Origin of the sequence: Streptomyces sp. NPDC017940, assembly GCF_044328435.1 — a bacterium.
GTDB lineage: Bacteria > Actinomycetota > Actinomycetes > Streptomycetales > Streptomycetaceae > Streptomyces.
Window position 1 is genome coordinate 121978 of record NZ_JBIRHJ010000004.1, and the last position, 13227, is coordinate 135204.

The window sequence follows — 13227 nt, forward strand, 5'->3', positions numbered from 1 at the left end:
ACCTGCGGTCCGCCTTGTTTCCCAAGCAGTCCTGTTTCACGCGGACCGTGTACCCACGAATCACCAGGACACCGGGGCCGGAGCGAACCGGTTTCGAGAGGGCCCGCAGCTCGGTTGCGACGGGGGCCGCAGCTCGGCTCCGACGGGGGCCGCGGCTCCGCGCGAGCCCCGTACCTACGCCCCCGGCGCGCAGACCCGGCTGGCCCTCGCAGAGTGGCCGGGGCGGAGGGGGACGCACAGCCTGTTTAGGGACACACTCCCTACCGAAAGGCACCGCTGCCATGTCTGCTCTGCCCCGCGCCGCCGCGACGGCGCTCCTCGCCTCGCTCGCCCTCCTCGGCACCACCGCGACGGCCGCCGCCGCCCCGGCCGCCCCCGCCGCCGCCCACCAGCAGCCCGCCGACCCCGCCCCCAACCCCGCGGCGGGACTCGGCGCCCTCAACGGGATCCTCACCGGCCTCACCGATGCCGTGACCAGGCTCACCGACGCCCTCAAGGTGCCGCTCCTCGGCCAGAGCGCCAAGAGCACCGGCACCTCCACCCCGGCCGACACCCGCCGGCCCACCGGCGAGGATGCCCTCGATGTCGACCTCCTCGACGGCAACGTCCTGGACACGACACCCGAGAACCTCGGCCTGGAGGCCGACGCGTTCGACCAGACCGGGCGCTGACCTGCAAGGACACGGCGTACGACCAGCCGCGTACGCGGTACGGGCCGTGCCGTGGAAGCGGGCCGCGGCGGCGGGGACGGGCCAGGGCGCCCACGGGCGGGCGCAGGGCCGCCGCATCCGCGCGGACGGCGCGGGACCCTCCGGGGCGGCACCCGTGCCCGCGCGGGCACAGCGGTCTGCCTCTATGGCTCCTGTCGGCCGCCCGCCGCTGCCTTAGCGTCGAGCAGTGAGCCTTTGGACCTCCCTTGAACCAGCATCGGCCACGGTGGAGCCCGGCAGCAGCACGGCGGTGCAGCTGCGTCTGCGCAACACCGGTGACGTGGTCGACGAGTACCGCTTCGAGCCAGTCGGCGCCCTCGCGCAGTGGATCACTGTGGAGCCTCCCTCCCTGCGGCTCTACCCGGGCACGACGGGAACGGTGGAGCTCACCCTCGCCCCGCCGCGCACCCCCGACGCGACGGCAGGTCCGAACGCCTACGCGGTACGCATCACCCCCACCGAGCACCCGGAGGCCGTGACCGTCCCCGAGGGGAACCTGACGATCACCCCGTTCACCGAGGTGCGCGCCGAACTGGTGCCGCCGACGGTGAAGGGCCGCTTCCGGGGGCGGTCGAAGCTGGCCGTCGACAACCTCGGCAACACCAAGGTGACCGCGTCGCTGAGCGGCAGCGACAACAGCGAGCAGCTCTCGTACGACATCCACCCGAGCAACATCCAGATCGAACCGGGCCGTGTCGCGTTCGTGAAGGCCACGCTGCGACCACGAGAGATCATCTGGTTCGGGTCCAAGCAGGAGCGCCCGTACACCCTCGCGGTGAAGCGGTCGGGGGTGACGCCGCTCGACGTCGAGGGCACCTACGTACAGCGGACTTTCCTGCCTCGCTGGCTCGCCACCTTCCTCGGGGTGTTCCTGGCGCTCGCCCTCACCTTCGTCATGCTGTGGATCACCTACAAGCCCAAGGTCGGCAGCAGCGCCCGGGAGCAGCCGCAAGCCGCCGCCAACGCGCTGCCGCCGTCGCCGTCGCTGAAGCCGCCCCCGCCGTCCGACGAGCCGACGAAGCCGGAGCCCCCCGAGGAGGACGCTCCCGCCGAGTCGGATCCGCCGGACGAGGAGAAGGGCGGCGGGGGCGGGGGCGGCGGGGACAAGGAGTCCCCGCGGGCCAGGAAGAAGCCCAAGAAGAAGGTGCTTCCCGCCTCCGACATCCTGCTGCGCAACGCCACCACCGACATGTGCGCGTCCCTCCCGGCGAGCGACTCCGATTCGGCGGGCCGGGTGGTGCAGTCCGGCTGCGACGAAAGCGCCGACGGCCCCCAGCGGTGGGACCTGGAGGTCAAGTACAGCAAGCGGGGTCCCGGCGGCTCGGCCCTCTTCCAGATCCGCAACGTCGAGGACCGCAAGTGCGTGGACCTGCCGGACTACGGTGCGCAGCCCACCAGGTCGCCGATCCTCGAGTACGAGTGCGAGGGAACGACCGCCGACAACCAACTGTGGTGGCTCGACAAGCAGAGGAGCGGCGACTACTGGATCCGCAACTTCGCCAGCAACAACGAGTGTCTGGACGTGGCGGTTTACAGCACCGGCGGCGAGGGCGCCCACCTCACTCTCTTCACCTGCTCCAACACCGACGACCAGGAGTGGAAGATCGTGCGGCCCTCGGAGGACTGAGTTCCGGGTCAGCCGCGCTGGAAGCAGTGCGAGCGGCCGACGGCGGAGAACCCGCGGCGCTCGTACCACTGCCGTGGCCAGTCCTGCGCGTCGGCCGTCAGGAACCGGGTGGCGCAGCCCTTGTCGGCGGCCATGCGCAGCGCGGAGGTCAGGACGGCGTCGGCGTACCCGCGCCTGAGGTGGGCCTCCGCGGTGATCAGGTCCTCTATCTGGGCCATGCCGGTGGCCGGGTCCAGATAGAGGTCGGCCCACGAGGCGACCTCGCCCTCCTCCGTGCGGGCAGCGAGGAACCGGACGATGTCGGCCCCGCGGCGGCGGGCCTCGCGCCGGTCGACGAGGTGGTGGACGACGTCGTCGCCGACGTCCGGCAGAAGGCCGCGCCACCGCCGGGTGAGTGGGCCGCGCAGCGCGTCGAGGTCCACCTCGTGCGCGCCCCCGCCGCCTGGCACGGGGCCCTCGTGCAGCATGATCAGGTAGCTGAAGTGGGTGTATCCGGCGCGGATCAGCGGTTGCGCGCACGCCTTTCCGGCCTCGTCGTCGAGGACGGAGACGAACCGGTGCGACAGCTGCCCCAGCGCCTGTTCCGCGATGGCGGGTACCGCTTCGAAGTCGGCGGTCTCGTCGATATAGACCTGGTTGTTCGCGCGGGAGTGGGCGAAGTCGTCGTCGTACACGGCGAATCCGCCCGGCAGGTCGACGACGCGCGCGGCCTGGCGACGGGCGAAGGCCGACTGGAAGGAGTGGATCCGCTGCAACTCTGAGTCCGGCATGGGCGAAGCTTAGGCAGCCGTCCACCGGCGCGCCTCAACCGGGCCTCAGTCGCGGGCAGACATCCTTCGGGCGATGCACGCCGTGACGGCGGGAGCGATCGAAGCCGTCATCTCCGGTCGCCAGCCCGGAACGGCGTTCACCTCGCAGACGGTGTACGTGTCGTCGGCGGCGAACAGCAGGTCCACCCCGGCGATGTCGAGGCCGAGGGCGCGCGTCGCGCGGACGGCCAGTTCGTCCGCCTTGGGATAGCGGCCGGTGCACACGTCGGCGGTGCCGCCCTTGGCGATGTTGGCGGTGAGGGTGCCGTTGTGGGAGGTGTGCAGCACCGCGCTCACGGGCTCGCCGTCGACGACGATCACGCGCAGGGTGCGGCCGTGCGAGGGGGCCACGTGCTCCTGGAAGAGGAAGGGCGTCTCGCGTGTGAGACTGCCGGCCACCTCGCGCAGCAGCTGCGGGTCGGGGGCGAGGAAGACCTGCCCGCCCTTGGCGCCGCTGACGGATTTCACCACGCACGGCGTTCTCAGGTCGGGGCTGCGCAGGACGCCTTCCAGCGGGGCGGTGGCGTAGGACAGCGTGTCGGGCACCGGCACTCCGGCCACGGCGAGTTCCTGTAGCTGCCAGACCTTGTTGCGGGACTTGAGCTGGGCGTCCAGGGGGTTCACGAGGGTGCTGCCCATGCGTTCGAGGTGCCGGAGCAGGGTGACCTCGCGGTCGCTGCGCATGGGTCCTGCCACTTGGCGTACGCACACCACGGCGGGGGCGGGCAGATCCGCGCCGCCCAGGGTGCGCAGCACCAGCCTTCCGCCCTGGACGCCGAAGAGCAGTTCGTCGGTGTGCCAGACCGCGAAGCGGGGGCCGTGGGCGTCGGCGAGCGCCGTGGCGAGTTCGCGGGTGGAGCGCCGCAGCACAGCGGGACGCTGCCGCACCAGCATCCACACGTCGGCGGGCGCCGCAACGGCCGTCGGGGCGTGGCGCGCTGTGTCCACTCCGGCTCCTCATCTCTCCACGGCCACCGCTCGCGGGCCGCGTCGTTGCACGGTCACCGCTTGCGGGCCGCCGCCTCTTCACGGCCACCGCCTGCGGGCCGCCATCTCTACGCGGCCACCGCCTGCGGGTCGGGCCGCTGGGCGGTCCTGTCCCGCTCGCGGGAGCCCGCCGAGTGTACGACAGACCGGAGCCCACCCCTTGACGTTGGCCGAGGCAGCAGGCCGCGGCCGATGTGCGCGTTCCGGTGGTGGTTGTCTCTGCCCCACAGCGTGGCGGTGCCGACGAGCGTGCCGCCGTCCAGTGCTGGCTATGCTGCGGTGCATGGACATCGTCATACCGTTGTTCGACCGTTTCGAGCCGCTCGACGCGATCGGCCCGTACGAGATCCTCGGGTACGTCCCCGGTGCCACCGTACGGTTCGTCACGGCCCGACCCGGGCTCGTGCAGGACGTCCTGGGTTCCCTGCCGGTGCACGTCCCGACCGCGTACTCGGAAGTCGAACGCTGCGACGTCCTGTTGATCCCGGGCGGGGGCAGCTTCCTCACCATGGTGGACGACCACGACTTCCTCGACTGGGTACGCCGGATCCACACCGGCACCCGGTTCACCACGTCGGTCTGCACCGGTGCCCTGGTGCTCGGCGCGGCCGGTCTGCTCCGGGGTCTGACCGCCACCACCCACTGGGACGCCGCTGCTTCCCTGGAGTCGTACGGCGCCGTCTACACCGCCGAGCGCGTCGTCCGGCACGACCGGGTGATCACGTCGGCGGGGGTGTCCTCCGGTATTGACATGGCCGTCCGACTCGCGGCCCTGCTCACCGACGAGGTGACCGCCCAGGCGATCCAGCTCTACACCGAGTACGACCCGCAGCCCCCCTTCGACTCCGGCTCGGTGGCCAAGGCCCCCGCCGAGGTCCTCGAACGGGCCCGCACCCTGGGCTGAGCACCACCGTCCCGTCCGGGCGCGGGCACGTTCGGTGTCGAGGCCTGCGCGCGGGACCTGCGCAAGGGGCTGGTGTACGGGGCCTGCGCGCGGGGCTGGCGTACGGGAGCTGCGTGCGGGGCTGGCGTACGGGGCCTGCGCGCGGGGCTAGCGGGCGGCGAGTCGCTCCAGCAGGGTCGCGCTCTGTGCCAGCAACGCCCGCTCGGCTTCGCTGAGTTCGGCCTCGATGGCCTGCGCGAGCCAGCCGACCCTGCGGCCGCGCTCCGCTTCGAGCGCGGCCCGGCCCGCGTCCGACAACTCCACGAGGGACTTGCGGCCGTCCGTGGGGTGCGCCCGGCGCGTGATCAGGTTCTGCTCCATGAGAAGACCTACGGCGCGGGCCATCGACTGGGGACGTACGTGCTGGTTGGCGGCGAGGTCACTGGTGGTCATGGCGCCCTCGCGGTCGAGCGCGCCGAGCACGGCGACCTGGCCCAGCGGGATGCGGTCCTCGTGTTTGACACGTCGGGTCAGCTTGCCCATGGCGGTGCGCAGTTCGGCGGCGATGGCGGCGGCTTCCGAGGTGGGCATGGGGGATTTTACCCCGCCGAACGGTGAAACCGTGCACCTGACCTGCGCGTAGATGCCGGGCGGGTCAGGTGCGCAGTCACGCTGAACAGCCGAGCTGAACAGCGAACGCAACAGTCCGGCTCAGCACCTGAACTCGCCGGGCGAACTCAACAGGCGAATTCGCCAGGCGAACTCAACAGCACATCTGGGCAGCACATCTGAACAGCAAAGCTGCGCAGCCAAACTGCACAGCATTGCTGTATGGTTCCCCCGTCGGGCTCAGCGCCAGCGTTGTCGCAGCAGGGGCCACGGCATACGACAACCGGGAGGGCCTCCCATGTCCGCACAGGCAGTCACGCCCGTCAGCGCCGCCGTCGAGACCGTCACCGCCCGCCGGATCATCGACAGCCGGGGCAACCCCACGGTCGAGGTCGACGTCGTCCTGGCGGACGGTTCCCTGGGCCGCGCGGCCGTCCCCTCCGGTGCCTCAACCGGCGCCCGGGAGGCCGTGGAACTGCGCGACGGCGACTCCGCGCGCTGGCACGGCAAGGGCGTCGACCGCGCGGTGGCCCACGTCAACGGGGAGATCGCGGCGGCCGTGCGCGGCCGGGACGCGGCCGACCAAGCGGGCCTAGACGCCGCGCTCGTCGCCCTCGACGGCACCGCCACGAAGTCCCGGCTCGGCGCCAACGCGGTCCTCGGCGTCTCGCTCGCCGCCGCCAAGGCCGCCGCGGCGGCCCACCGCCAACCCCTCTACCGCTACCTCGGCGGCGCCGACGCCCACCTCCTGCCGCTGCCGATGATGAACATCGTCAACGGGGGTGCCCACGCCGACAATCCCCTGGACTTCCAGGAGTTCATGATCGTGCCCGTGGGCGCGGACACCTTCGCCGAGGCCGTCCGCATGGGCAGCGAGGTCTTCCACACCCTGCGCCGCGACCTGCTGGCCGCCGGGCACTCCACGGGCGTGGGCGACGAGGGCGGCTTCGCGCCCGCGCTGCGCACCGCCGAGGAGGCGCTCGACTTCGTACTGACCGCCATCGAGCGCACCGGCTACCGCCCCGGTACGGACATCGGCCTGGTCATGGACCCGGCGTCGTCGGAGTTCTTCCGCGACGGCGTGTACGACTACCGGGGCGAGGGAGTGCGCCGCTCCCCCTCCGAGCAGGTCGACTACCTGGCGAAGCTCATCGACGCCTACCCCGTCGTATCCATCGAGGACCCGATGGCGGAGAACGACCTGGACGGCTGGCGCGAGTTGACCACCCGCGTCGGCGACCGCTGCCAGCTCACGGGCGACGACGTGTTCTGTACGAACGAGACGTTGCTGCGCGAGGGCATCCGCACCGGCGTCGGCAACTCGGTCCTGGTCAAGGTCAATCAGATCGGGACCCTGACCGAGGCGCTCGCCACGGTGGCCACGGCCCACCGGGCGGGCTGGACGGCCGTCATGTCGCACCGCTCGGGCGAGACGGAGGACACCACCATCGCGGATCTCGCGGTGGCGACGGGATGCGGTCAGATCAAGACCGGCTCGCTCTCCCGCTCCGACCGCACGGCGAAGTACAACCAACTGATCCGCATCGAGGAGGAGCTGGGTGACGCGGCGCGCTTCGCGGGCCGCTCCGCACTGCACCGGGCGTGAACAGCCGCGTGAACCTCTGTTCCGTCACAGCGCCCTCTGTTCCGACCGCGAGCGCAGTGGTCCACCCCGCTGCCGGTGAGGAGCGCAGTGATGCAAGGATCAGGCGCGTGAACAGTGATATCGCCGTGATCGACAACCCTGTGGCCGAGTCCCTGCTCGGCCGGCACGCGCAGTTCGGCCGACGGCTCGGGCAGGCGGCCACGTATCTGCCGGGGGTCTCGACCTTCTGCGCGCTGCCGACCAAGCCCGACGCGGCCGACTGGTCCGACCTGGCTCGGCTGCTCGGCAGCGGCGGATTCGCCGACATGTTCAGCAACCCGGCGGTTCCGCCTCCGGACTGGGACCCCGTCTTCGAACTCGAGGGCCGGCAGATGATCTGGCCCGACGGGCGTCCGCTCGACGTTCCGGAGTCGATACCCGGCGCCGTGACGGTGGATCTCGGCCCGGACGACGTCCCCGAGATGCTCGACCTCGTCGCACGAGCCGCGCCGGGGCCGTTCGGACCCCGCACCGGCGAACTCGGCAACTACCTCGGCGTACGCGTACAGGGAAACCTGGTGGCGATGGCGGGCGAGCGGCTGCGTCCCCCGGGCTGGACCGAGATCAGTGCGGTGTGCACGGCCCCCGAGGCTCGCGGTCGGGGCCACGCGGGCCGCTTGGTGCTCGCGTTGGTGGAACGCATCGTGTCCCGTGGCGAGCGGCCGTTCCTGCATGTCGCCGACGCGAACTCCGGCGCCGTCGCGCTCTACGAACGGCTCGGTTTCGACAACCACGCGTCGGTGACCTTCCGGGGGTATCGCACTCCGTGACCTGAGGGTCCGCTGGATGGCAGACTCCCGTAGACCATGCATGGGTTACGCGGGTCGGGTGACGGTGACGCAGAGGCGGGGTCTCGTGTCGATGACCAACGCGGCGCAGGTGAGCTGGAGGGCGCTGGGCGACACGACCCGGCAGCCGGCCGTGGTCCTGCTCCACGGCGGCCCGGGGCTGCCGGACTACCTGGACGACGTGACCTCCATGGTCGCGGACCTGGCGCCCGTGTACCGGTACGACCAGCGTGGCACAGGCCGGTCACCGTGGCGGTACGTACGGAGCTGCGGTGATCCCCCGGCAGGCGAAGAGGCGGGAGGCGGCGGCCAGGATGCGTACCCAGGCACCGTGCCCTCGCCGCCGCGTCGTACCGGACGTTTCGGCCCGATGCCGTGCGGACAGCTGCCCGCAGGGGCTGCTGAGCTCCTACGCCGACCGTACGCGAGGAACTCGGCATCATGGGCGGCAAGTTACTCGTGCGGATCTCGTTCGGCTACGCCTACGACACCGCGCCGGTGAACCAGGTCACAACTGAGCGCTCCCCCTGGAGGCGACGACGGCGGTTCACAGCTAGTGCCGACCGCGCAAGTCGCCGGATTGGGCTCGCGTGCGGTTCGGGGCCCGCCGGAGCATTCGGTCCAGAGCCGCAAGCCTGTGTCCGGCAGGATTTCCCACATGCTCGAAGAAAGGCTCGACACGCTTGCCCAAGCGATGGCCGAGCACATGGCCAGGCCGTTCCCGTCCGGCTTCCGCGGCCCGGACATCCAGGGTCAGGACATGGTGTTGCTCGACGCGGACGTCTATGGCTGTGCAGCCGTCGTTGGTGAAGGCCCACTCAGCGAGCAGCACCGGGCGGGCTTGACGCGGCTGACGGCGGTGTTCGCGAGGGTCCTCCCGGCGATCGACGGCGAGTACGCGGCCGAGTACTACACGCACGTCCGCGACATGGCTGTGCTGGCCGCCGACATTGACGGCCTGCGCGAGAAGTAGTCCGCCGCGGCGGACGGACCAGGGACGGGTCGGGTTGCGTCAGCCCAGGGGAACCGGGCCGATCGGACCGCCCGCCACCGAGTCCCCGCAGGCGAGGCAGTCGTCGTCGGCGCAGTGGGTCACGCTCTGGTCTGCGGTTATGGCCGCGACCGCGGCGGCGAGGGTCTCCTTCGCCGGGTAGGCACTCCACCGGGACCCACTCACCGTGACGCCGCGCGCCAACGACCGCAGCCACGGCTCCAGGCGCGGGAACCCCTCCGAGCACGAGCCCGTCTCCACCATGACCACTCTCCCGTCGGCCGCACGGGCCCAGCGAACCGGCAGCTGTCGACCGGAGTCCCGTTCCGCGAGGTGGAGCGCCGTCATCCTGTTCAGTTCCACACCCAGCAGCAATATGGCTCCGTTCTCGTCCGCGAGGGTACGTACAGGTCCGTACACGTCCGTCGGAGACTGCGCGGCGGCGAGTTCGGCGGCCCGCGGACCCAGCGCCGCGAAGGAATTGAGCGGGTGCCGCCCTCGCCGCGCCTCGCTGCGGGCCAGCAGTCGGGCCGGGAGCACGCCCATGCCCGCGTCGATGACGCCGCAGTCGACGGTGTAGTGGGCGGCCGCTCCGGGCCGATCAGCCGGCTCGTCGGGCAGGGACGCGTAGTCGATGCCGTTGCGAGCAGGGCGCATCCCGGTCGGCGGGACGACGGTGAACTGCGGTGCGGTGAACGTCGGGACGAGGACCGTGCAGCCGCGGGAGAGCAAGGCGTCCAGAACGGCGTCCGCGCCGCCCTCCACGGGCGCGTCGAAGGAACGAAGTGACGCGTGAACCATGACCGGCCGCTGCACCAAGCCCAGTTCGTCGACCTTGGCGCCGAGTTGTTCGGCAGTGATCGCCATCCTGTTGCGCTCCCTCTGTCCGGTGCTCGCGTGCTTGACGTGGTGCGCATGATGTGGTGCGCATGACGTGGTGCGCCGTGCGACTGCGAGACGCTTCCGCGCAGCATCACCCTTTTGGGCCGTTCGGGGACAGGAGGCAGACCAACTTTCCCTGGCACCAACAACTACCGACCCCCCTCACACGCTCCTGACCTGGGGATCTTCGCACTCGGAGAATTGCGTGATGCCAATAGTGCCAGCGTTGGCATCATTAATGGCTCGCCATGGTGCCATTTGTGTGCCATGATGGCAGCACGAACAACGCACCCCCTGGCTTCACCGGCCACGGGGCGCGTATGTCGCGAGATGAGCCGTCTGAAGGGGTGGGCAGGGCATGGAGGCAGCGCAGAGCCAGGAGCAGTCGGCGCCCGGGGCCTTCACCGCCTTTGCCCGCTTCGTGCTCTGCGGCGGCGGTGTGGGCGTCGCCTCCAGTTTCGCCGTGGCGGCTCTCGCCTCCTGGATCCCCTGGGTCCTCGCCAACGCCCTGATCACCGCGGTCTCGACGCTCCTCGCCACCGAACTGCACGCCCGCTTCACCTTCGGTGCGGGCGGGCGCGCGACTTGGCGCCAGCACATGCAGTCGGCCGGGTCCGCGGCGGCCGCGTACGCGGTGACGTGCGTGGCGATGTTCGTCCTGCAACAGCTGGTGGCGGCGCCCGGCGCGGTCGTCGAGCAGGTCGTCTACCTGTCCGCGTCCGCACTCGCCGGTGTCGTGCGGTTCGCCGTACTGCGCCTCGTCGTCTTCGCACGGCACCGCTCGCGGACGGCGACCACCGCCCGCACGACCCGACCCGTACCTGCGACCGTGACCGGCACCCCGGCCCCGGTCGGCCCCGCGGCGCTCTGCCGCGCCGCCTGACCGCCTCCCCGGGCGACGCCCGCCCGGGGACTGTCACGGAGCCGTCAGGGGGGCCGCCCTCGGACCCGCCACGCGGAGCGTGAAGGCCCGCAGGACCAGTGCCGTCGCCATCGCGCACAGGGCCACACCGAGGGTGACATGCGCGGCGAGGGAGCTGTGCAGCCCCAGCAAGGTCTGCGTGCAGGTGCCCAGCAGGATGCCGACGGTGGCCCTGACCGGCCACGTCAGCCGGCGGTTGCGGCGCCACAGCAGGACGGCGGCCGCCGCAACCTGCTGTTCACCGTCGCCTACGAGATGCTCGGTTCGGCCGCCGACGCCGAGGACGTCCTACAGGAGACCTGGCTGCGCTGGGTCGGCGTCGACCCGGCGAGCGTGCGGGAGGAACGTGCCTACCTGGTACGGATCGTCACCCGGCAGGCGCTGGACCGGATGCGTGCGCTCGGTCGGCGCAAGGAGTCCTACGTCGGACCGTGGCTGTCCGAGCCACTGCTGACCGCGCCGGACGTCGCCGAGGACGTCGAGCTCGCCGACAGCATCTCGATGGCGATGCTGCTGGCCCTCGGGACGCTCGCGCCGGTCGAACGGCCGGTGTTCGTGCTGCGTGAGGTGTTCGACGTCGACTACGACGAGACAGCCGAAGCCGTCGGCAGGACACCGGCCGCGGTCCGCCAGCTCGCCTATCGGACACGGACCCGGTGAGTTGCAGGGCCTCCTCGACGTCCTCGCACCCGCCGTCGTCGCCCTGAGCGACGGCGGCGGGGTCGAACACGCCCTGCTGCGGCCCGTCGTGGGCGTGGACGAGGTGTCCCGGCTGCTGGCGGGCGGCTGGTGGAAGCGCGACGCCGCGAGGTCGGTCGAACCGGTCCAGATCAACGGCGGCCCGGGGTTGCTCGTCCGCGTCGACGGGGAGGTCGACGGCGTCGTGGCCGTACGGGTCGAGAACGGCTGTGCCACCGGGGCCTACCACGTACGCAACCCCGAGAAGCTGTCGCGCGTGGCGCGGGAGAACGCGGTCAGCCGCTGAACCGGCCCGCCGCCGGTTCCGGCGCGCGCTCCGGGGCACGCTCCGGGGCGCCCATGTGGGCGAGGACCCGAGCGGCGCCGTCCGGGCCGAAGGCGTCGTCGATGGCCTCGGCCGCCCCCTCCGCGGCTTCGGCGGAGCGCGGCAGGAGGACCCTCTCGTACGCCGTGACGGCCTCGTCCACGGTGGGCCTTTCGATGAGGGCCTCGGCCAGGTCCGCACCGTCGAGCATGGCGAGATTGGCGCCCGTCCCGGAGAAGGGGGACATGAGATGGGCGGCGTCGCCGAGGAGGGTGAGGCCAGGGGTGTGCGGCCAGGTGTGCGGGACGGGCAGGGCGTACAGGGGGCGGTTGACGTAGCCCGTGTCGGTGTCGGTGACGAAGCCGAGCAGTTCCTCGCCCCAGCCGGTGAACCGGCGCAGGAGCGCGTCGCGCACGGCAGGGGTGTCGGCGAGGTCGACCCCGTCCTGCCGGTACCAGTCCTCGTCGGCGCGCATGGCTACGTAGACGCGTATGTGTCCGCCGCTGTTGCGCTGGGCGACGAAGCCCTGCCGGTTGTGGAGGGCCATCATCGTGCCGGCGGCGGTCAGTGCGGCCAGGCGGGGATGACGGACGTCGGCGTCGTCGAAGCCGGTCTCGACGAAGGTGACGCCGGTGTAGCGGGGTGCGGCGTTCGTCAGCAGGCGGCGCACCTTGGACCAGGCGCCGTCGGCGCCGATGACGAGATCGGCGTCGGCAGCGGTGCCGTCGGTGAAGTGCAGTCGGTGGACGCCGTCGCCGAGGGGTTCGACGCGGGCGAGTCCGTGACCCCAGTGGACGGTGCCTGGTTCGAGGGACTCCAGCAGGAGACGGCGCAGTACCCCACGGTCGATCTCCGGATTGCCCTCGGTGGTGTCGGCCTCCGGCGGTATCCCGTCGAACACGATCCGGCCGTCGCCGCCGACCAGACGCATCTGCTGCCCCTCGGGGCGGGACAAGGAGCGGAACTCGTCCAGCAACCCTGCCGCACGCAGGGCGTGTTGGCCCGACCCCGGGTGCATGTCGAGGGTGCCGCCCTGGTCGCGGGCGGCCGGAGAGGCGTCCAGTTCGTGGACGGTGACGGCGATGCCGTGCTGCTGGAGGACGCGCGCGCAGGTGAGGCCGCCGGGACCGGCGCCGATGACGGCGATGCGGAGTACGGGGGTGGTGTGCATGGGGGTGGTGTGCATGGGGGTGGTGTTCATGGGCGGTGCTCCGTTCGGAAGGGCGCGCCGTCGCGGGCGGCGTGGCTGATCACAGAGTTCGCGCAAGCGGCCTGGCCGGTCACTGAGTTCACGCGATCGGCCTGGCTGATCACTGGGTTCACGCGATCGGCCCGGCTGATCACTGGGTTCAGGAGAGCACGGCCGTTCCA

General features: G+C 71.5%; 12 protein-coding genes and 2 pseudogenes. 8 read left to right on the plus strand and 6 right to left on the minus strand.

Annotation, left to right across the window (positions count from 1 at the left end; all coding sequences use genetic code 11):
• Window positions 1–281: 281 nt before the first annotated feature.
• Complete coding sequence (locus tag ACH4DX_RS15090; RefSeq protein ID WP_398155373.1) at window positions 282–671, plus strand: hypothetical protein; 390 nt, start codon at window positions 282–284, stop codon at window positions 669–671.
• Between the two features lie 226 nt (window positions 672–897).
• Window positions 898–2337 carry an RICIN domain-containing protein gene (locus tag ACH4DX_RS15095; protein WP_398155374.1) on the plus strand — a complete coding sequence of 480 codons (1440 nt, stop codon included), beginning with the start codon at window positions 898–900 and terminating at the stop codon, window positions 2335–2337.
• Window positions 2338–2345: 8 nt separating this feature from the next.
• Here the strand turns inward: ACH4DX_RS15095 and ACH4DX_RS15100 are convergent, their stop codons facing one another.
• The 3 genes and pseudogenes from ACH4DX_RS15100 to ACH4DX_RS15110 all read right to left on the minus strand — a co-directional run.
• On the minus strand, window positions 2346–3107 hold the full coding sequence (locus ACH4DX_RS15100) for a GNAT family N-acetyltransferase (RefSeq protein ID WP_398155375.1): 762 nt from the start codon (window positions 3105–3107) through the stop codon (window positions 2346–2348).
• Window positions 3108–3152: 45 nt separating this feature from the next.
• The gene (locus ACH4DX_RS15105) at window positions 3153–4094 is read right to left on the minus strand and encodes a RimK family alpha-L-glutamate ligase (RefSeq protein WP_398155376.1); all 942 of its coding nucleotides are present in this window, start codon (window positions 4092–4094) and stop codon (window positions 3153–3155) included.
• 194 nt (window positions 4095–4288) lie between these two features.
• A pseudogene (locus tag ACH4DX_RS15110) lies at window positions 4289–4396 on the minus strand (N-acetyltransferase); the annotation flags it as partial.
• 20 nt (window positions 4397–4416) lie between these two features.
• Between ACH4DX_RS15110 and ACH4DX_RS15115 the strand changes: the two are divergent.
• Window positions 4417–5037, plus strand: a complete 621-nt coding sequence (locus ACH4DX_RS15115) for a DJ-1/PfpI family protein (RefSeq protein WP_398155377.1) — start codon at window positions 4417–4419, stop codon at window positions 5035–5037.
• 147 nt (window positions 5038–5184) lie between these two features.
• Here the strand turns inward: ACH4DX_RS15115 and ACH4DX_RS15120 are convergent, their stop codons facing one another.
• Entirely contained in the window at window positions 5185–5607 is a 423-nt protein-coding gene (locus ACH4DX_RS15120) for a MarR family winged helix-turn-helix transcriptional regulator (RefSeq protein ID WP_398155378.1), read from the minus strand.
• A 316-nt stretch (window positions 5608–5923) separates the two neighbouring features.
• Here ACH4DX_RS15120 and eno point away from each other — a divergent pair, with 316 nt between their 5' ends.
• The 3 genes from eno (at window position 5924) to ACH4DX_RS15135 (ending at window position 9031) form a co-directional block, all read left to right on the plus strand.
• Window positions 5924–7231, plus strand: a complete 1308-nt coding sequence (eno, locus tag ACH4DX_RS15125; RefSeq protein ID WP_398155379.1) for a phosphopyruvate hydratase — start codon at window positions 5924–5926, stop codon at window positions 7229–7231.
• Window positions 7232–7338: 107 nt separating this feature from the next.
• The gene (locus ACH4DX_RS15130) at window positions 7339–8040 is read left to right on the plus strand and encodes a GNAT family N-acetyltransferase (RefSeq protein ID WP_398155380.1); all 702 of its coding nucleotides are present in this window, start codon (window positions 7339–7341) and stop codon (window positions 8038–8040) included.
• Window positions 8041–8716: 676 nt separating this feature from the next.
• Window positions 8717–9031 (plus strand): hypothetical protein, encoded by a 315-nt coding sequence (locus ACH4DX_RS15135; protein ID WP_398122563.1) that lies wholly within the window; start codon window positions 8717–8719, stop codon window positions 9029–9031.
• Between the two features lie 39 nt (window positions 9032–9070).
• Here ACH4DX_RS15135 and ACH4DX_RS15140 read toward each other — a convergent pair whose 3' ends face one another.
• Window positions 9071–9916 carry an AAC(3) family N-acetyltransferase gene (locus ACH4DX_RS15140; protein ID WP_398155381.1) on the minus strand — a complete coding sequence of 282 codons (846 nt, stop codon included), beginning with the start codon at window positions 9914–9916 and terminating at the stop codon, window positions 9071–9073.
• Window positions 9917–10289: 373 nt separating this feature from the next.
• Here ACH4DX_RS15140 and ACH4DX_RS15145 point away from each other — a divergent pair, with 373 nt between their 5' ends.
• The gene (locus ACH4DX_RS15145) at window positions 10290–10814 is read left to right on the plus strand and encodes a hypothetical protein (protein ID WP_398155382.1); all 525 of its coding nucleotides are present in this window, start codon (window positions 10290–10292) and stop codon (window positions 10812–10814) included.
• Between the two features lie 138 nt (window positions 10815–10952).
• Window positions 10953–11838, plus strand: a pseudogene (locus tag ACH4DX_RS15150) (sigma-70 family RNA polymerase sigma factor).
• On the opposite strand, the gene ACH4DX_RS15155 reads toward ACH4DX_RS15150, so the two are convergent.
• Complete coding sequence (locus ACH4DX_RS15155; protein WP_398155383.1) at window positions 11828–13057, minus strand: FAD-dependent oxidoreductase; 1230 nt, start codon at window positions 13055–13057, stop codon at window positions 11828–11830. The pseudogene ACH4DX_RS15150 and the gene ACH4DX_RS15155 overlap by 11 nt on opposite strands.
• Window positions 13058–13227 lie beyond the last annotated feature (170 nt).